Annotated in this window: 18 protein-coding genes; 10 read left to right on the forward strand and 8 right to left on the reverse strand. The window is 66.5% G+C overall.

The window, feature by feature from the left end:
- Positions 1–31: 31 nt before the first annotated feature.
- The 3 genes from IT549_RS03815 (at position 32) to IT549_RS03825 (ending at position 1,957) form a co-directional block, all read left to right on the forward strand.
- Complete coding sequence (locus IT549_RS03815) at positions 32–316, forward strand: hypothetical protein (RefSeq protein WP_292970087.1); 285 nt, start codon at positions 32–34, stop codon at positions 314–316.
- A 76-nt stretch (positions 317–392) separates the two neighbouring features.
- On the forward strand, positions 393–1,223 hold the full coding sequence (locus tag IT549_RS03820) for a DUF692 domain-containing protein (RefSeq protein WP_292970088.1): 831 nt from the start codon (positions 393–395) through the stop codon (positions 1,221–1,223).
- Positions 1,220–1,957, forward strand: a complete 738-nt coding sequence (locus IT549_RS03825) for a DNA-binding domain-containing protein (RefSeq protein WP_292970090.1) — start codon at positions 1,220–1,222, stop codon at positions 1,955–1,957. The genes IT549_RS03820 and IT549_RS03825 overlap by 4 nt, the downstream gene beginning before the upstream one ends.
- On the opposite strand, the gene IT549_RS03830 is transcribed toward IT549_RS03825, so the two are convergent.
- The 7 genes from IT549_RS03830 to IT549_RS03860 form a co-directional block, all read right to left on the reverse strand.
- The gene (locus IT549_RS03830) at positions 1,954–3,819 is read right to left on the reverse strand and encodes a diguanylate cyclase (protein ID WP_292970091.1); all 1,866 of its coding nucleotides are present in this window, start codon (positions 3,817–3,819) and stop codon (positions 1,954–1,956) included. The genes IT549_RS03825 and IT549_RS03830 overlap by 4 nt on opposite strands.
- 29 nt (positions 3,820–3,848) lie before the next feature.
- The gene (locus tag IT549_RS03835; RefSeq protein WP_292970092.1) at positions 3,849–4,220 is read right to left on the reverse strand and encodes a hypothetical protein; all 372 of its coding nucleotides are present in this window, start codon (positions 4,218–4,220) and stop codon (positions 3,849–3,851) included.
- 215 nt (positions 4,221–4,435) lie between these two features.
- The gene (locus IT549_RS03840; RefSeq protein ID WP_292970094.1) at positions 4,436–5,128 is read right to left on the reverse strand and encodes a DsbA family oxidoreductase; all 693 of its coding nucleotides are present in this window, start codon (positions 5,126–5,128) and stop codon (positions 4,436–4,438) included.
- Positions 5,129–5,130: 2 nt separating this feature from the next.
- Positions 5,131–6,012: an NAD(+) diphosphatase gene (nudC, locus tag IT549_RS03845; protein WP_292970095.1), complete on the reverse strand. Its 882-nt coding sequence runs from the start codon at positions 6,010–6,012 to the stop codon at positions 5,131–5,133.
- Positions 6,009–7,328, reverse strand: a complete 1,320-nt coding sequence (locus tag IT549_RS03850) for a serine hydrolase domain-containing protein (RefSeq protein ID WP_292970096.1) — start codon at positions 7,326–7,328, stop codon at positions 6,009–6,011. Before IT549_RS03850 ends, nudC begins: the two co-directional genes overlap by 4 nt.
- A gap of 12 nt (positions 7,329–7,340) precedes the next feature.
- On the reverse strand, positions 7,341–8,639 hold the full coding sequence (locus tag IT549_RS03855) for a serine hydrolase domain-containing protein (protein WP_292970097.1): 1,299 nt from the start codon (positions 8,637–8,639) through the stop codon (positions 7,341–7,343).
- A 14-nt stretch (positions 8,640–8,653) separates the two neighbouring features.
- Positions 8,654–9,697, reverse strand: a complete 1,044-nt coding sequence (locus tag IT549_RS03860) for an A/G-specific adenine glycosylase (RefSeq protein ID WP_292970098.1) — start codon at positions 9,695–9,697, stop codon at positions 8,654–8,656.
- Positions 9,698–9,726: 29 nt separating this feature from the next.
- Between IT549_RS03860 and IT549_RS03865 the strand changes: the two genes are divergently transcribed.
- From IT549_RS03865 to IT549_RS03890, 6 genes are all read left to right on the forward strand, one after another.
- Positions 9,727–10,260, forward strand: a complete 534-nt coding sequence (locus IT549_RS03865; protein ID WP_292970099.1) for a DciA family protein — start codon at positions 9,727–9,729, stop codon at positions 10,258–10,260.
- Positions 10,257–10,934 carry a thioredoxin domain-containing protein gene (locus IT549_RS03870; protein WP_292970100.1) on the forward strand — a complete coding sequence of 226 codons (678 nt, stop codon included), beginning with the start codon at positions 10,257–10,259 and terminating at the stop codon, positions 10,932–10,934. The genes IT549_RS03865 and IT549_RS03870 overlap by 4 nt, the downstream gene beginning before the upstream one ends.
- A gap of 4 nt (positions 10,935–10,938) precedes the next feature.
- Positions 10,939–11,676, forward strand: coding sequence for a thioredoxin domain-containing protein (locus IT549_RS03875; RefSeq protein ID WP_292970101.1), 738 nt, complete (start codon positions 10,939–10,941; stop codon positions 11,674–11,676).
- A gap of 102 nt (positions 11,677–11,778) precedes the next feature.
- Positions 11,779–12,537, forward strand: a complete 759-nt coding sequence (locus tag IT549_RS03880; protein WP_292970103.1) for a thioredoxin domain-containing protein — start codon at positions 11,779–11,781, stop codon at positions 12,535–12,537.
- Positions 12,538–12,569: 32 nt separating this feature from the next.
- Positions 12,570–15,995: an AAA family ATPase gene (locus IT549_RS03885; protein WP_292970104.1), complete on the forward strand. Its 3,426-nt coding sequence runs from the start codon at positions 12,570–12,572 to the stop codon at positions 15,993–15,995.
- Between the two features lie 20 nt (positions 15,996–16,015).
- On the forward strand, positions 16,016–16,207 hold the full coding sequence (locus tag IT549_RS03890; protein ID WP_292970106.1) for a hypothetical protein: 192 nt from the start codon (positions 16,016–16,018) through the stop codon (positions 16,205–16,207).
- On the opposite strand, the gene soxR is transcribed toward IT549_RS03890, so the two are convergent.
- The gene (gene soxR / locus IT549_RS03895) at positions 16,204–16,644 is read right to left on the reverse strand and encodes a redox-sensitive transcriptional activator SoxR (RefSeq protein ID WP_292970107.1); all 441 of its coding nucleotides are present in this window, start codon (positions 16,642–16,644) and stop codon (positions 16,204–16,206) included. The genes IT549_RS03890 and soxR overlap by 4 nt on opposite strands.
- A 249-nt stretch (positions 16,645–16,893) precedes the next feature.
- Here soxR and IT549_RS03900 point away from each other — a divergent pair, with 249 nt between their 5' ends.
- Positions 16,894–17,265, forward strand: coding sequence for a VOC family protein (locus IT549_RS03900; RefSeq protein WP_292970109.1), 372 nt, complete (start codon positions 16,894–16,896; stop codon positions 17,263–17,265).
- Positions 17,266–17,314 lie beyond the last annotated feature (49 nt).

Here is a 17,314-nt window from a genome sequence, read left to right on the forward strand (position 1 = left end):
CCCGGCACAACCGAATTTCGGAGAGACGACCATGACCCCCATCAAGAAGTCCGCCGCGCTTGCGGCAACCGCCGCCACCTTCGCACTGGCCGCGCTGGCCCAGGCTGCCCCGGCTCCCCAGGGAAGCACCGGCAAGGCGCTGGGCGCTGGCGACACCGTTCACTGTTACGGCGTCAACAGCTGCAAGGGCACCGCCGACTGCAAGACCACCCAGCACGAATGCAAGGGCATGAACGCCTGCAAGGGCCATGGCTTCAAGGCGATGACGGCTGGCCAGTGCCTCAAGAAGGGCGGCACGATCGGCGATCTGGGCTGAGCCCCCTTGGTCCGGCCGGTCCCCCCTGCCCCCCATCCTGGCCGGCCGGGCCACCCCCTTTCCTGAAAGCACTTCAATGACTGGCGAGATCGCACCCTTTACCGGCTTTGGCCTGGGCCTGCGCAAGGAACACCATGCCGCGTTCCTTGCGGCGGAGCAGCCAGTCGATTTCGTCGAGATCATCTCGGAAAACTTCATGGCCTGCGGGGGGCGTCCGCTGCACACGCTGGGCGCGGTGCGCGAACGCCATCCGGTGATCATGCACGGGGTTTCGATGTCGCTCGGTTCGCCGCATGGTCTGGACCGCGATTACCTTGCCGAGCTCAAGATGCTGGCCGACCGGGTCAGCCCGCTGTGGCTCTCGGACCACCTGTGCTGGACCGGCGTGCCCGGCCACACAGCGCACGACCTGCTGCCGCTGCCCTATACCGACGAGGCGCTGGAGAGCGTGATCGCTAATCTCAGGCTGGCGCAGGACGTGCTGGAACGTCCGCTGCTGGTCGAAAACCCGTCAAGCTATCACGCCTTCCCGGAAAGCACGCTGAGCGAATGGGAATTCCTGCGGATCCTAGCTGAGGAGAGCGGCTGCTACCTGCTGCTTGACGTCAACAACGTCTTCGTATCGAGTGTGAACCATCGCTTCGATCCGCTTGAATTCCTTGACGCCATACCCCGGGATCGGGTGCGCCAGATCCACCTTGCCGGACACAGTCAGGGCCCCGAAGGCCTGCTGATCGACACCCATGACGCACCGGTCTGCGCCGAGGTCTGGGCGCTCTATGCCCAGGCGGTCGAGCGCTTCGCCCCCTGCGCGACGATGATCGAGCGCGACGATGCCGTGCCGCCGCTGGGCGAATTGCTGGCCGAACTCGATCAGGCGCGCAGCCATGCGAGCCTGCCGGCATGAGCCTGATCGAACGCCAGCGCGGCTTCATCGCCGAGATCGCCGCCGACGATGATCTGGCCCCTTCCAGCCCGGGTATGGCGATCTACCGCAATGCCTATCGCGCGCGGCTGGCCGATGCGCTGGCGGTCAGCTTCGAACGGACCCGCCGCTGGGTCGGCGCGGACATGTTCGACCTCGCCAGCGCGCACTACATCCTGTCCCACCCACCGTGCAGTTGGACGCTGGACGCCTATGGCGAGCGCTTTCCCGACGTGGCCCGCGAACTGTTCGCGCAAGACCCCGAAGTGGCCGACCTGACCTGGCTGGAATGGCACATGCAGCAGGCCTTCGCCGCTCCCGATCGCGGTGAGCTGACGCCTGCAATGCTTGCGGGTGCGGAACTGGGGGAAAGCGACTGGGAACGGTTGGAGCTGCTTCCCGCCGCCGGGCTGGCCTTCCGGCCGGTGGCCTGCGCGCTGCCCACGCTGTGGTCCGCGTTGGCCGATCCGGCGGCGAGGCCATTGAGCCCGGCAGCGATCGAGCCAGCCATGCTGCTGGTCTGGCGCAAGGGTCTGGCGCCGCACTACCGGCTGGTCGCCCTGGACGAGTTCGCCGCGCTGGCCCCGCTGCTTGACGGTGCCAGCTTCGGCGAAGCAGCCGCACAGGCGGGGGAAGACCGGCTGGACCAGTTCGGGCAGTGGTTCGCCCAGTGGCTGGGCGACGGCCTGTTCGCCGGGCTGCGCCTGGCGGATTAGGCGGCGCGCAGCTTCTTGGCGGCACGTTTGGCGCGGTACATCGCCTGATCGGCCTCGCGCAGCAGCTCGACAGGATCGGTCAGTTCAGAGCCGATCGGCGCGATTGCAAAGCCAACGGCCGCACCAACGCGGACATCCTGCGCGCAGCTGTTGAGCCGAACCGGGCGTGAAACCGCCTGTTCGATCAGCACTGCCAGTTCGCTGACCCGGGCCGGATCGGTCAGCCCGCGCACAATCAGGGCAAATTCATCGCCGCCCATCCGGGCCACGGTGTCCCCCGGGCGCACGCATTGCGCGATCCGCGCGGCGCTGACCACCAGCAGTTCGTCGCCGGCGTCGTGACCGTAGGTGTCGTTGATTGCCTTGAAGCCGTTCATGTCGATGAAGAAGACCGCAAAGCCGGCCTCGGCCACGATGACATCGGCCAGCGCCAGATCGAAGCCGCGACGGTTGGACTGACCGGTCAGGTCATCGGTTGCCAGCTGGATCTGCAGCGCCCTGCGGGCGGACTCAACCTCGCTGGTATCGCGCAGAACCACGATCGGCAGGTGATTGTCGGGCCAATCGGCCTGCCAGCTGCGAGCTTCGCCACCGGCATCGGCCAGCGTGATCTCGCTGGCCCGTTCGCCCAGCCGCGGCAGACAGAGGCCGGGGAGCCGGTCACCGGCTTCGGCCACCAGATCCTGCGCTGCCTGATTGCTGCGCTTGATCCGGCCATTGGCGGAAAACAGCAACGCCGGGTAACTGGCGGTCTCCCAGCTGCGCCAGGCCCAGACTTCTTCAGGGCTCATGTCGCCCTTGAAGAACGAGGTCATCATCGGAATGATCCGCAAGCGTTGGATCAGGGTGACATTGGCTATCACCATGAACCCGCCCAGCGTGCGCACCGGATAGGCCGGAACACCCAGCCGGGTGCCCAGCATGACCGAGGCGGAAAAGAGCGCCACGCAGCAGGATAGCGCCAGGATTGCCATCCCGCGCCCGGAACGCGCCATCAGCGCCGCGCCAAAGCCCAGCAAGATCGCCAGGATCTGCAGCCCCATGTTGGCGCGCTCGCCAAGCTGGAAGCGCTGCCCATAGCCCTCCCGGATGGACTGGGTGGCGACTGCCATCACCCCCCCGCGATCCGCCGCCTGATTGAGCGGCAACATCGCGCGGCTGGGGGCAACCAGCGGGCTTGCGCCAATGATCACCAGACGGCCAGCCAGTCGCTGCTTGCTGGCCAGCAATTCGCTGATCGAAAGGCGCTGATATCCCGAGGAAACGATCCGCAGATCGAAGTTGACCACCGCCGGATCGCTGCGCCCGTCAGCCAGCCAGGCTCCCGGCGTTGCCCCCCACCAGGTGTTCGCCATACCCATGCGGCGATGCCAGCCGTCGGGATCGGGGGTGATCCGCGCGTCGATCAGCGACGCATGCCGGGCAAAGCGACTGTAGGGTTTGTCATCGGGATTGAGCGCCGTGACAAGACCGACCCGGTCAGGTCCCAACCGCGCCAGCGCCGCTTCCAGGCGGGCATCGTCACCCGGGTCAAGCGCATCGGCCAGGAACATGTCGATCAGCACGCGCCGTGCCCCATCAGCCTCAAGCCGTTCCAGCACACGCGCCAGCGCGTCGCGGTTGAACGGCGGGCCGCCGAACTGCCTGATATCGGCCGGATCAACCTCGACAATCAGGATCTGCGGATCGGCGGGAAGCGCCTGTGCAACCAGGAACCGGTCGGAAAAGCGCCGGTCGAGCCCATCCGAAGGGCCAAGCACGATGACTGCGCAGCACAGGATCACCGCAGTCAGCAGCGGGCGCCACCACTGGCGAAAGCGGCGCGTCCAGACTTTCACGCTGGCGATGAATTTCGCGCCCATGCCGCTCGCTGTCCTACCCAATCAGATACTTACGACGGCGGGGCGGCTTGCATCGGAGCCGGCTCGAAGGGGTCACGCGCATTCTGACCGCCCGAGCCGCCACTGCTACCCGTGTCCGCGCTTGGGTTGGTGCCACCGCTATTGCTGCCCGAACCCAGGTTGTCGCTGGCAACACTGCCGTTCCCGCGGCTGAACGGATCGGCGTTGTTGCGCCGATACTGTTCCACTCTGGCTTCGGTCTGCTCAAGGTTCTGCTTGCTGGACCCGCCAAGTGCCGAAAGCGCCGGAATTGACCCCAGCGCGACAAGCGCCAGGATCATGCCATATTCCATCGTTGAAAGACCTGCCTCATCCGAGGCGAGGCGGGTGACGACAGTCCGGAAACGCACGGCAACAGGCATTTCGAATTCCCTCATCGTGAAGCTGCAAGGCATCGCAATCGTGCCGCCAATAGCATTGGCTTGTGCCGCAAAGGTAAACCAGCAGCCCTAACAAGGCCCTAACAAATGCCTGCTAACCCACTGCAAATTCTTGGTTTGCCGGGTATCCGAAGGTATGAAGATTTACGTCAGGCGCCTGCAAGACCAGCGCGGCCACCGTAGGCGCGAGCAGCGTCTCACGCCTGGGCTGGCGGGGTGATTCCCTTGGCCACCACCCGGCGCAGCGCCTGGGCATAGACCTCTGGCTCCTGCGCGCCGGGGATCAGGAACTGGCCGTTGACCACCATTGCCGGAACCCCCGAGATGTTCATGTCCCAGGCCTGCGACTGTTCGCGCCGGACGATCAGTCCCAGTGCCTCGTCATCCAGCGCGGCCCGCGCGGCAGCGGGATCGAGCCCCAGCGAGGCCGCCACGTCGGTCAGCACTTCGGGGTCCGAAACATTGCGGCGCTGCTGGAAATGGGCATCGAACAGCGCCAGCTTGAGCCGGTTCTGCACCTCGGCGCCATGCTCGATCAGCGCCCATTTCAGCAGCTTGTGCGCGGCGAAGGTGTTCCAGATCATCGCCTTGGGCGGCTCGCCCGTGCCCGTCCAGGCGAAGGAATAGCCGGCCCGGTCACCAATCTCGATCAGGCGCTGGCGGTTGGTCTCGGCCTCGTGCACGGTGCGGCCATATTTGCGGGCGATGTGCTCGCTCTGCCCCTCGCCCTCGGCGGGCATGTCGGGATTGAGCTCGAACGGCAGCCAGCGCACTTCGGCCTCGATTTCGCCGTCGAGCTGGGCCAGCCCCTTCTGCAATTGGCTGTAACCGATGATGCACCAGGGGCACATCACGTCGGAATAGATGTCGATCGAGACTTTTGCGGGCATGGTCACTTCTCCAGCCACCATTTGAGCAGATGATGCGCGATAGCCTGGGGCGGCGGGGCGATAAAGCGGCCGTCTTCGGCCCCGCTCATCGCATGGGCAACTTCCTCGCGGGTAAACCAGTCGGCCTCGTCCAGCTCGGTCCGGTCCACTTCCAGATCGCGGCCCATGGCATGGGCATGGCAACCGATCATCAGGCTGGACGGGAACGGCCAGGGCTGGCTGCCGACATAGCTGACGTCGCGGACCGTCACCCCGGCCTCTTCCTTGACCTCACGTGCGACGGCTTCCTCGATGCTTTCGCCGGGTTCAACAAAGCCCGCCAGCGCGGAAAAGCGCCGCGGCGGAAAGCGCGGCTGGCGGCCCAGCAGCAACTGGTCTTCAAACTCCACCAGCATGATCGTGACCGGATCGACCCGGGGGAAATGCTCCGCCTTGCAGACATTGTTGGTGCAGGTGCGCTGCCAGCCGCCCTTGGCCAGCACCGTGGGATTGCCGCAGCGCGCGCAATAGCGGTGGCGGGCATGCCAATCGACCAGCGCCCGCGCGGTGCCATAGGTCGCCAGCTCAGCATGCTCGAGCGCAGACATTGCCGCCCACAGCCGCGGGTTGGCCGGCGCGACCGAGCCCAGCAAGGCAGGCGATACCTCGGCAAAGCAGGCCTTGCCCCCGGTCAGTCCCAGAAACACCAGTTCGCTGTCGGACGCGGCATCGGCCAGCGTGCCCCAGGCCAGGTTGCCATCGGGGTCGATCACCGGATCAAGTCCGTCGAGCCGCAGCAGCCGGGCCCGCCAGTCCATCAGCCCGGTTAGCGCATCGGCGTCCGAACGGATCTGGTCGGCCCGGTCAAGTCCGGCCCCGGCAAATGCGATCGGGCCAATGCTCATGCTTTCTTCTCCTGCATCGCGGTCAGATCCGCGCCGACCGCCTTGGGAAATTCCCTGAGAATCGGCAAGCGGTCCTGCGGCATGTACTGCACGTACAGGCTGGTACGCAGTGCCAGTTTCATTTGTGCGAAACCGATCGTCCCGGCCGCGCCCGACCAGCCATAAAGCCCTTCATCGCGCCCCGTGCCGACAATTCCGCCAGCCCCGAAATACTGCCCTTCGACCCAGGTCCCCTTGAGATCGGCTCCATCGGGCAGCAGGTTCGATGTGCCCAGCCGCACCGCGGCCTCGCTCATCACCCGGGTGCTGCCTGCGCGGCCATAGTTGACCAGCATGGCCAGGAACCGGTCGAAGTCGGCCGGGCAGGTCACCAGCCCCGAACCGCCAAAGGCGAAGGGGATCGGATCCTGGTAGATCGAGCGCCCCGGCTTGTCGATCGCCACCGGATGGCTAAGGAAATAGCCATAATTGGTGGTCAGCCGGGCAGAGGCGCTGGCGGGCACCTGGAAAAAGCTGTTGGCCATCCCGCAGGGGCCCAGAATGCGGTCCTTGACGAACTGTTCGAAACTGGTTCCCGCCGCCCGGCCAACGATCAGCCCCAGCACGTCGAGGCTCATCGAATAGGACCAGCGGGTACCCGGTTCGGCGACCAGCGGAACCGTTGCGCTCAGCCGCAGGAAATCGTCCGGCCCCGGAGTGGGCGGGCCATCGTTGACGCCCTTGATCCGGCGTTTGCTGATCAGGCCCGGGTTGAGCCCCAGCGCGAACAGCCGGTCGGCCACCTTGTTCTTGCCGACCACCGCATAGCCAAGCCCGCTGGTGTGGGTCAGCAGGTGACGGATCGTGATCTGCGTTTGCGCCGGGCGGGCGGCCAGGCTGGTCTTGGGATCGATCGCCACCTGCATCTGCGCGAATTCGGGCGCGAAGTCCGCCAGTGGCTGGTCAAGCTTCAGCTTGCCTTCGTCGATCAGGATCATCGCTGCCATGCCGGTCAGCGGCTTGGTCATCGAATAGGCGCGGAACAGGCTTTCCGGGCCTTCGGGATCGCGATCGTCAAACCCTTCGCGGCCGCGCGCGATGTAGAGCGGCGCCTGATCCTGCCAACCCAGCGTTGCGATCATTCCCGAGATCTTGCGGCTGCGGACGTACTTTTCGACCATGGCGGTGACGTTGGGCCAGCTGGCACCGGCTTCGGCCCGCGCCGCAGCCTGCGCCAGCGCTCGGCTGGCCGGCAGGATGGCCAGCAGGCTTCCGGCGCCCAGTGCCGCCCCGCCGCGAAACAGCGCGCGGCGCGAAAGGGCCAGGTGATCTTGCATTCCCGATACTCCCTAGATCGCCAGCTGCGGCGCGCCCAGATCGCTGCCCGCCGCCTTTGGGAACTTGTCATAGAGTTCATAGGCGCTGGTCGGCATGTGCTGCGAATAGATCGCGACGCGGATGCCGCGCTTCAGATCGATGCGGAACACCGTTCCCGCCGCACCGCTCCAGCCCAGCACTCCGGCCTTGGCGCCCAGCCCCAGCTGCGCACCGGCCCCGTGCCCCGCCCCTTCCAGCCAGGTGCCCTTGGTCGCAGCACCAGGAGGCAGCAGATTCGATGTGCCCAGCGTCACGGCAAGCGGGTTCATCACACGCTTGCCCCCGGCCTTCCCGCCTGCCACGAGCATCGCCATGAAGCGGTCGAAATCACGCGCGGTCGAAATCAGCCCTGACCCGCCGAACGGCAGCGGCGGCGGATCGAGGAAGATCGATGTCGCACCCGGATCAACCGGGATCAGCTCGCCGTCTTTGACCACGTAATTGGTGGTCAGGCGGGCCACCTTGGCTGCGGGAACATGGAAGGCGGTATTGCTCATCCCGCAAGGGCCGAAGAACCGGGTCCAGAGATAGCGTTCGAACGGCATTCCGCTGACCACTTCGATTACCCGTCCCAGCAGGTCCTGCGCGGCCGAATAGGACCACTGGGTTCCAGGTTCGTACACCAGCGGCATTTCAGCCAGACGGTCGGCGAACTCGGCCAGCGAGCTGGGATAGACCAGAGGCCCCTGATCGGACGGTTGGCGGCTGGCCAGCCCGCCATTGAGCCCGGCCTTCAGGAAGGCCTTCTGGATCGGTCCGGTCTGAACCACCGCATAGCCAAGCCCGGCGGTGTGGGTCAGAAGCTGCCTTACAGTAATTGGTGCCTTGGCCGGACGCACCTGATCAAGCGGGGCGTCGGGCGATGCCAGCACCTGCATCCGGGCAAAGCGCGGCAGGAATTCGGCGATCGGCTGGTCAAGCTTCAGCTTGCCCTCCGCGATCAGCTGCATGGCGGCCATGCCGGTGACCACCTTGGTCATCGAATAGATCCGGAACAGGCTGTCCGGCCCCATCGGCGCCTTGCTGTCAAAGGCCAGCGTCCCGCGCGAAACGAAGCGCGGCGCACTGCGGCCCAGGCCGACCGAGGCAACCAGCCCCGGCAGCTTGCCCTCTTTGATCAGCCCTTCAAGCAGCGCGGTGATCGCCGGGTAGTCACCGGCCCGTGCGCGGGCTTCCAGCACGCCAAGCGGCAGTGCCGCCAGCGCCAGGCCCAGGCCGCCCCGCGCCAGCACTTCACGCCGGCTCAGCCCAGACGGGTCCAGTTGCTGCACCTTGTTCTCCCTGCTCAGTTTTCGGCCAAAGCAAGCCGCGCCGCCTTGGCGAACAGCGTTGGCAGCCCTGCCTCGTCCAGACGGTCGAGCGGCCACCACTCGCCAGCCATTTTTGCCAGCCTAGCCCAATCGTTTCCCGAATAAAGCATCAATTGCAGATCGAGATCGAAATGGGTGAAGGAGTGGCGCACCACACCGCCGGGCTGCCATGACCCCGTCAGCGGCGGCTCAGCCTGCCCATCGCCGCGGGCGTTCCAGCCATCATCGGGCAGCGCCCGCATCCCGCCCAGCATGCCGCTGGCCGCCCGCCGCACCAGCCAGACCTTGCCCTCAGCGGCGATCCAGAACGCCTGCCCCCGGCGCTGCGGCTTGGCCGCCTTGGCCGGCTTGACCGGGAACCGCTCTGGCCCAAGCGGCCGCGCGGCGCAGTGATCCGCCAGCGGGCACAGCATGCAGCGCGGATTGCGCGGGGTGCAGATCGTGGCGCCAAGGTCCATCATTGCCTGGGCGAAATCGCCGGGGCGTTCGGCCGGGGTCAGTTCATCCACCCGATCGCGAATGGCGCCGCGCGCCTGCGGCAAGGGCAGGTCGATTGCATCAAGCCGCGCGACCACCCGTTCGACATTGGCGTCAACCACCGCGGCGCGCTCGCCAAAGGCGATCGCCGCCACCGCCGCCGCGGTATAGGCCCCCAGCCCCGGCAGCTTGCGCAGTTCGGCTTCGGTCCTGGGAAAGTCGCCGCCCCGCGCCGCCAGCGCCCGTGCGCAGGCCACCAGATTGCGGGCCCGCGAATAGTATCCAAGACCGGCCCAGGCGGCCATCACTTCGGCCTCGTCTTCAGCGGCCAGCGCCATGACATCGCTCCACCGCGCGGTGAACTTTTCGAAATAGGGGATCACGGCGGCCACGGTGGTCTGCTGCAGCATCACTTCGCTCAGCCAGACGCGATAGGGATCGGGCGGCGGAACGCCGGGCGGGCTGCGCCAGGGCAGGCGGCGATGGCTGGCATCATACCAGGCCAGCAACAGCTGGGCGATCGTCTGCGCGCTGGCGTCCATCGCCCGCCTATGGCATTGCCTGCAACCGAATGGAACGGGAGAAGAAACCGCCAAAGCCCGAAGCGCGCCGCTATGAACGGCCGCGCGGTTCCGGCGTGCGCCCGATTGCCGAACTGATGCCCGAAGTGGGCCGCACCGCCTTCCGCCGCTTTGGCTTCATCCAGTCAAGCGTGGTTACCCGCTGGCCCGAGATTGTGGGCGAACGCCACGCACGGGTCTGCGCGCCCGAATCGATCCGCTTTGCCCAGGGCGAGAAGAGCGGCGGGATCCTGCAACTGGTGGTGGTGCCCGCCCATGCACCGATCATCAGCCATGTGATCCCCGAAATCATCGAGCGGGTGAACCGCTTCTTCGGTTACAACGCGGTGGCCCGGGTCAAGCTTCGGCAAGGCGAGGTTAAGCCGCCGCCTGCTGAAAAGCGCGCCGCAGCGCCGCCGTCGCTCAAGCCGATCCCGATCGAGCTGGGCGACAGTCTGCGCGACATCGGCGACCTGGAACTGCGCGCGGTGCTTGAATCGCTGGCGCGCAGTTTGGGCGACAAGGACGGGAAGGACCAGGAGTGAAAGGCAGGATTACTTTCGCCGCATTGGCCGTGCTGGCATCGGCTGCCAGCGCCGCCCCCAAGACGGTCGGGTGGAACTATGAGGTCAACCTTGGCGCCGACGGCAGCCACATCATGGGCAATCCCGCAGCACCGGTGAAGCTGGCCGAATATGTCAGCTACACCTGCCCGCATTGCGCGCAGTTCACCACCGAATCCGATGGGCCGCTGCGGATCGGCTATGTCTCTTCGGGCAAGGTTTCCATCGAGGTGCGGCACCTGCTGCGCGATCCGATCGACCTGACCGTGGCGATGCTGACCAATTGCGGGTCGAAGGACAAGTTCTTCCTCAACCACTCGGCCTTCATGCGCAGCCAGTCGACCTGGATCAAGCCGATGATGCAATCGACCAAGGCCCAGCAGCAGCGCTGGGTGAGCGGCACCCTGGCCCAGCGCAACCGCGCAATCGCCACCGATTTCCACTTCTACGCGATCATGCAGAGCCGCGGTTACGACCGGCTGACCACCGACAAGTGCCTGGCCGATCAGGCGCTGGCCCAGCGCCTTGGCAACCAGGCCAAGCAAGGCTATGCGCTGGGCGTGCGGTCAACCCCCAGTTTCACCATCAACGGCCGACTGCTCGACGCCACCAACACCTGGTCCGAGCTGCGCCCCCAGATCGATGCGAGCATGTAACCCGATGAAGAAGTCCCTTTCCGCGCTGACGATTGGTCTGCTGCTGTTTTCCGCCGAAGCCGGCCTCGCCGCCCAGGCCAAGCGCAAGGCCGCACCGGCCAAACCTGCCGCAATCGCCACGCTTGACCAGCGCGTCACGCTCAGCACTGATGACACGCCGATCCTAGGCAGCCCCGATGCGCCGGTGAAGCTGGTTGAATACATGTCGTACACCTGCCCACACTGTGCGCACTTCAACGAGGAATCGCATGTCGAGCTGCGCACCGGGATGGTGCGTTCGGGCAAGGTCTCGGTCGAACTGCGCCCGTTCATCCGCAACGAATTTGACCTGATCGCCAGCCTGCTGGTCACCTGCGGCCCCAAGGACAAGTGGTTCGGCAACAACGATGCCGTTTTCGCGGCCCAGGCCACCTGGTTCAATGAACCGTCCGATCCGACCTACAAGCAGCGCTGGGCTGCCCTCGAAGAAAACAAGACTGCCCAGCATCGGATCGTGGCGCGTGATCTTGGCCTTTACGCAGTGATGCAGAAGCGCGGTTACACACCTGCGCAGATGGACCTGTGCCTGGCCAACCAGGCGCGCGGTGCGCAGCTCCAGCAGATGACCGAGCAGGCGATGGCCGAAGGCGTCAACGGAACACCCAGCTTCAAGATCAACGGCAAGCGCCAGAGCGTCTATGGCTGGGCACAGCTGAAGCCCCTGATCGAGGCCGCACTGCTGCCCCCGCCCGCGACGATCTGATTCACCTGTGGAGAAGCCCGCCACCGGGCGGGCCGATCCTTCATCGCCGGACCCAACCCGGCTAGCCTTCACGACTCGCAAGCCCAAGGAATCACACGCGCCATGACTGCCAACCGCAACCTGTTGCTCGCCTTTGCCGCTGCTCCGCTCGTCCTCGCCATGTCCGCCTGCAAGGGCGAAAGCGCCGGGGAAGGCGCTCCCACCGGCGATGCGATCGCCAAGGTCGCCGCTCCGGCCGGCCAGAAGTGGGAAGAGACGGTGCAGCAGACGGCGGGCGGCGGGATGCTGCTGGGCAACCCCGATGCCCCGATCAAGCTGGTCGAATATGCTTCGTTGTCCTGTCCGCATTGTGCTGCGTTTGGCAAGGAATCGGCTGAAGGGTTGAAGAGCGAATTCGTCGCCTCGGGCCGGGTCAGCTATGAATTCCGCAGCTTTGCGATCCACCCGCAGGATATCCCGCTGACCATGCTGGTGCGGTGCGCTCCGAAGGAACTGTTCTTCCCGCTGGTCGATCAGGTCTTCGCCAATTTCGAAGCCATGAACGCACCGCTGCAAACCCCCGAGGTCCAACAACGCGCTCAGGCCGCCAGCAGCCTGCCGCCGGCCCAGCGCTTCCCGGCGCTGGCCGATGCGCTTGGCTTTACCGAATTCTTCGCCGCGCGCGGCATTTCGGTAGACCAGGCCCATGCCTGTCTGGCCAAGCTGGATACCGCCACCGAAATCGCCGAGCATTCCAAGAAGTACGGCGAATCCGGCATTTCCCAGACGCCGACCTTCGTGCTCAACGGCCGTCAGCTGCCTTCAGAAATGTCCGAATGGACCAAGATCGCCGAAGCGCTGCGCGCAGCCGGCGCGCGCTGAGCGGCTGAAAGCGGAGACTGGCAGACCGGCTCATGCGGATCAAGCGGCTCAAGCTCAGCGGTTTCAAGAGCTTTGTCGAGCCGGCGGAGCTGCGCATCGAGCCGGGCCTGACCGGGGTGGTCGGCCCCAACGGCTGCGGCAAATCCAACCTGCTTGAAGCGATCCGCTGGGTGATGGGCGAAAGCTCGCCCAAGTCGATGCGCAGCGGCGGGATGGAAGACGTGATCTTCGCCGGCACCGCCCAGCGCCCGGCCCGTGACTTCGCCGAAGTGGTGCTGCTGGCCGATTCTGGCGACAACGACAGCGAAATGGAGGTCATGCGCCGGATCGAACGCGGGGCAGGCAGTGCCTACCGCGTCAACGGCCGCGATGTCCGGGCCAAGGACGTCTCGCTGATCTTCGCCGATGCCGCCACCGGCGCGCATTCGCCCGCGCTGGTCAGCCAGGGCAAGATCGCCGCAGTGATCGCCGCCAAACCGGCCGAACGGCGGATGATGCTGGAAGAGGCAGCGGGGATCGCCGGGCTGCACGTGCGCCGCAAGGACGCCGAACAGAAGCTGCGCGCGACCGAAGCCAACCTGGCGCGGCTGGAAGACCTGATGGGACAGCTCGACGCGCAGATCGGTTCGCTGCGCCGCCAGGCCCGCGCCGCCGAACGCTACAAGGCGCTGTCCGACAAGATCCGTCTGGCCGAAGCCCGGCTGGTCTATGCCCGCTGGCGCGATGCCGCCGCCGCTGCCGAAGCCGCCCGCGCCGAGGCCCAGGGCGCAGATGCCCGCGTGGCCCAGGCCCAGGCCGCGATGAAGGCCGCGCAGGATGCCCAGCACCAGGCCGCCGAAGCACTGGCCGAAGCGCGCGACGAACTGGCCGACCGGCGCGACGATGCCAGCGCCCATGGTCACCGCATGGCGCAGCTCACCAGCCAGCTGGAAGCCGCCGAACAGCGGCTCAAGGATCTTGAACGCCAGCACCAGCGGCTGGAAGAAGATCGCGGCGATGCCGACCGGCTGACCCGGGACGCGGCGACCGCGCTGGCCAAGCTGGAGCGCGATCTGGCCGATGGCGAACAGGCGCTGGAAGCCGACGAGCGCCGCCGCCCGGTGGTCGCCGCCGCGCTGGACGATGCCGACCGAAACCTGCGCCAGGCCGAACTCGCGCTGGCCAAGGCAACTGCCGATCAGGCCGGGGTCGAAGCCGAATGGCGCGTCGCCGATGCCGAACTGGCGGCGGCCGAACAGCGGCTGGCACGCCTCGCCGGCGAACAGCGCCGCCAGGACGAGCTGCGCGCCGCGCTGGAGCGTGAAGGCGATCCGCTTGCCGCGCTGGCCCAAGCCGAGCAGGCGCGCGACAATGCCGCCAAGGCACTGGCCGAGGCCCGCACCGCGCTTGACCTGCAACAGGCCCGCAAGGCGGAACTGCAAGGCGCGCGCGACGCCGCCGGGTCGGCATTGGCCAGTGCCCGGGCCGAACTGGCCGGGATCGAGCGCGAATTCCAGGCGCTGAGCCGTGACCGCGAAGCCCGTGCGCGCCAGGCCAGCGGCAAGCACGGCCTGCCCCAGGCGCTCGACGTGGTACGTGCCGCGCCGGGCTATGAGCGCGCGCTGGCGGCGGTGCTGGGCCGCGATGCCAAGGCCCCGCTGGGTCCGGCGCAGCTAGGCGATGGCCGGTTCTGGACCGGGGCTGAAGCACCCGGGCCAGTGGCCGACAGTCTGGCCGCGCATGTCACCCTGTGCCCTGCCGAACTCAAGGCCCGCCTGGCGCTGGTCCATGTCGCCGAAAGCGACGATAGCCGCGCACTGGGTCCGGGCGAATGGCTGGTCACCAAAGCCGGGCGGATCCGGCGCTGGGACGGGTTTGTCGCGCAGGGCGAAGGCGCCGCCGAAGCCGCCCGGCTTGAGGCCGAGAACCGCTTTGCCGTGCTGGAAGCCGAACTGCCGGGCAAGCAGGCCGTGGTGACCGAAGCCGAGGCGGTTACCGCTGCTGTCCAGGCCGAATTGTCCGAATTGCAGACCGCACTGATCGCGACCGAACGCGGGCTGGCGCAGGCCGCCGAGGCGGAGCGTGCGGCGCTGCGCGCGGTCGATCAAGCCGAAGCGGCCAAGGCCCGGCTCGAACAGCGCCGCGCCGAACTGGCCGAGGCTGCGGGTGACATTGCCGAGCAGGTCAAGCTGGCCGAGGGTGAACGCGAAGCCGCCCGCGCCCGCCGGGCCGAACTGCCCGATCCCGAAAGCGGCCGCGCACAGCTGGCCGCCGCGCAGGCCCGCCACGACGCCGCGCGGCAGGGCCTGCAATCCTCCACCGCCGGGCTTGCCGCGCATGACCAGGCAATCGCCGTCGCGCGCGAGCGGACCAATTCGCTGCGCGGCGATATCAAGGGCTGGCAGGCCCGCGCCGGCGATGCCGCCAGCCGCCTCGCCGGGATGGAACGCCGCTTTGAGGAAATCGCCGAAGAACGCGCGATTGTCGGCGCCAAGCCCGCCAGTCTGCTGCGCGAGATCGAGGCGGGCGACGAAGTGCGCAAGCGGATCACCGCCGAACTCGACGCGGCCGAAAGCAAGGTCGCCGAACTGGGCGAAAGCGCACGCCGGATCGAAACGCAATTTTCCCAGGCCAACGAAGCCCTGGCCAGCGCCCGCGAAAGCCGGGCCGGTGCCGCCGCCCGGGCCGAGAACGAGGAAGCCCGCCGCGCCGAGATGGCCGGCATCTCTGGCGAACGCTTCCAATGCCCGCCGCCGCTGCTGCCCGAACGGTTCGAGTTTGAGTCCGATGCGGTCGGCCCGGCCCCGCAGGAAAGCGCCGAGCATGACAAGCTGGTCGCCGACCGTGAACGGCTTGGCCCGGTCAACCTGCTCGCCGCCGATGAACTGGCCGAGGCCGAGGGTCGGCACGGGACAAGCCTGGCCGAACAGGCCGAACTGACCGAAGCCGTCAGCCGCCTGCGCGGTTCGATCGGCAACCTCAACCGCGAAGGGCGCGAGCGGCTGCGGGTGGCGTTCGAGGCGGTCAACACCCATTTTCAGCGGCTGTTCACCAAGCTGTTCGAAGGCGGCCAGGCGCACCTGGCGCTGGTTGACAGCGATGACCCGCTTGAAGCCGGACTGGAAATCTTCGCGCAGCCGCCGGGCAAGCGGCTGCAGTCGCTGACCCTGCTGTCGGGCGGCGAACAGGCGCTGACAGCGGTGGCGCTGATCTTCGCGCTGTTCCTCACCAACCCGGCCCCGATCTGCGTGCTCGACGAAGTCGACGCGCCGCTCGACGACGCCAACATCGAACGCTTCTGCGACCTGCTCGATGCAATGGTCGGCGAAACCGACACCCGCTACCTGATCGTCACCCACAACGCCGTGACGATGAGCCGAATGCACCGCCTGTTCGGCGTGACCATGGTCGAACGCGGGGTTTCGCGGTTGGTCAGCGTGGACCTTGAGGGGGCGGAAGAGCTGCTGGCGGCGGAGTGATGGCGACCTGCTGCGACCGCATGGCCTATGATCTCGAACAGATCTGCGCCCAACACACTGACCGGTATGACTGCCCGGATGCCTTGGTCGCCCAGATCAGGGGCGGATACGGCCTGATCATTCACGATGGCGGGCGCGGTGTGATAATGATCAGCTATTGTCCTTGGTGCGGGACCGAATTGCCTGAAATTGGCGATATCCCTTCCGATTAATCCAGCACATACCGCGGCCCGGCCCCTGCCGCCCCGGCCCTATCTTCGCGGTTGTAGAGCTGGCAGCGCTGGAGGCTGAGGCAGCCGCAGCCGATGCATTCATCAAGCTTGGCGCGGGTGCGGTTGAGGAGCGCAATCCGCGCGTCGATTTCCTTGCGCAGCGAGCGGCTGATCTTCTGCCAGTCGTTGATCGTTGGCGTGCGGCCCTGTGGCAGTTTGGACAGTTCCGTCTCGATCTCGACCAGACCCAGCCCCAGCTTCTGCGCGATCAGGATGAAGCTGAGGCGGCGGATGTCGCTGCGCAGGAAACGGCGCTGGTTGCCGCTGGTGCGCAGCGACGAGATCAGCCCCTTGTCCTCGTAGAAGCGGATGGCCGAAACCGCGAGCCCGGTGCGGCGCGCAAGGTCTCCGATCGGCAGCAGGTCGTTGCGGTCCATATGCTTGCTCCTATCCCACTCCCGTTCGTCCTGAGGAGCCTGGAGGGCTGAGCTTGTCGAAGACCGGAAGGTGTCTCGAAGGACTGCTAGGTCGCAGTGCTTCGAGACGGGGCCTTCGACAAGTTCAGTCTCCTCCTCAGCACGAACGGGTTTGGAGATTCCGCTTGACCTCAAGTTAGCTTGAGGTTGCACAAAGATAAAGCGCCTTGATTCGTTTGCGCGGTAAACATCTGAACAAAGGACTTTTTCATGCCGATCGGCTTTCTTGAACACGCCAATATCACGGTCAGCGATCCCGATCGCTCATCCGCCTTGCTGCAAAAATTGTGCAGCTGGCACGAACGCTGGCGCGGTCCTTCCCAGCTGGGCGGATGGACCATCCATGTCGGCAACGAGCGCGATTACCTGGCGATCTACACCGACGAAAAACCGCGCGAACGCTTTGCCAAGGGCGCGCCGCTCAACCACATCGGGCTGGTGGTCGACGATTTGGAGGCGGCCGAGCAGGTGGTGCTCCAGGCCGGGCTCGTGCCGTTCAATCACATGGACTACGAACCCGGGCGGCGGTTCTATTTCTTCGATTGGGACGGGATCGAGTTCGAGGTGGTCTCCTTCACCTAGAAGGGGTTTCACGCAGAGGCCGCAGAGAAGAAAGTGGAGGCGCAGAGGT

Origin of the sequence: Novosphingobium sp. (assembly GCF_020852455.1) — a bacterium.
Taxonomy (GTDB): Bacteria; Pseudomonadota; Alphaproteobacteria; order Sphingomonadales; family Sphingomonadaceae; genus Novosphingobium.

What these genes read in the sequence shown, in the direction of transcription:
- IT549_RS03900 (WP_292970109.1), top strand. Translation starts at nt 16,894, where the DNA reads ATGCCGATCGGCTTTCTTGAACACGCCAATATCACGGTCAGCGATCCC.
- IT549_RS03850 (WP_292970096.1), bottom strand. Translation starts at nt 7,328, where the DNA reads ATGCAAGATCACCTGGCCCTTTCGCGCCGCGCGCTGTTTCGCGGCGGG.
- IT549_RS03860 (WP_292970098.1), bottom strand. Translation starts at nt 9,697, where the DNA reads ATGGACGCCAGCGCGCAGACGATCGCCCAGCTGTTGCTGGCCTGGTAT.
- nudC (WP_292970095.1), bottom strand. Translation starts at nt 6,012, where the DNA reads ATGAGCATTGGCCCGATCGCATTTGCCGGGGCCGGACTTGACCGGGCC.
- IT549_RS03835 (WP_292970092.1), bottom strand. Translation starts at nt 4,220, where the DNA reads ATGCCTGTTGCCGTGCGTTTCCGGACTGTCGTCACCCGCCTCGCCTCG.
- IT549_RS03865 (WP_292970099.1), top strand. Translation starts at nt 9,727, where the DNA reads ATGGAACGGGAGAAGAAACCGCCAAAGCCCGAAGCGCGCCGCTATGAA.
- IT549_RS03840 (WP_292970094.1), bottom strand. Translation starts at nt 5,128, where the DNA reads ATGCCCGCAAAAGTCTCGATCGACATCTATTCCGACGTGATGTGCCCC.
- IT549_RS03885 (WP_292970104.1), top strand. Translation starts at nt 12,570, where the DNA reads ATGCGGATCAAGCGGCTCAAGCTCAGCGGTTTCAAGAGCTTTGTCGAG.
- IT549_RS03890 (WP_292970106.1), top strand. Translation starts at nt 16,016, where the DNA reads ATGGCCTATGATCTCGAACAGATCTGCGCCCAACACACTGACCGGTAT.
- soxR (WP_292970107.1), bottom strand. Translation starts at nt 16,644, where the DNA reads ATGGACCGCAACGACCTGCTGCCGATCGGAGACCTTGCGCGCCGCACC.
- IT549_RS03830 (WP_292970091.1), bottom strand. Translation starts at nt 3,819, where the DNA reads ATGGGCGCGAAATTCATCGCCAGCGTGAAAGTCTGGACGCGCCGCTTT.
- IT549_RS03820 (WP_292970088.1), top strand. Translation starts at nt 393, where the DNA reads ATGACTGGCGAGATCGCACCCTTTACCGGCTTTGGCCTGGGCCTGCGC.
- IT549_RS03825 (WP_292970090.1), top strand. Translation starts at nt 1,220, where the DNA reads ATGAGCCTGATCGAACGCCAGCGCGGCTTCATCGCCGAGATCGCCGCC.
- IT549_RS03875 (WP_292970101.1), top strand. Translation starts at nt 10,939, where the DNA reads ATGAAGAAGTCCCTTTCCGCGCTGACGATTGGTCTGCTGCTGTTTTCC.
- IT549_RS03815 (WP_292970087.1), top strand. Translation starts at nt 32, where the DNA reads ATGACCCCCATCAAGAAGTCCGCCGCGCTTGCGGCAACCGCCGCCACC.
- IT549_RS03880 (WP_292970103.1), top strand. Translation starts at nt 11,779, where the DNA reads ATGACTGCCAACCGCAACCTGTTGCTCGCCTTTGCCGCTGCTCCGCTC.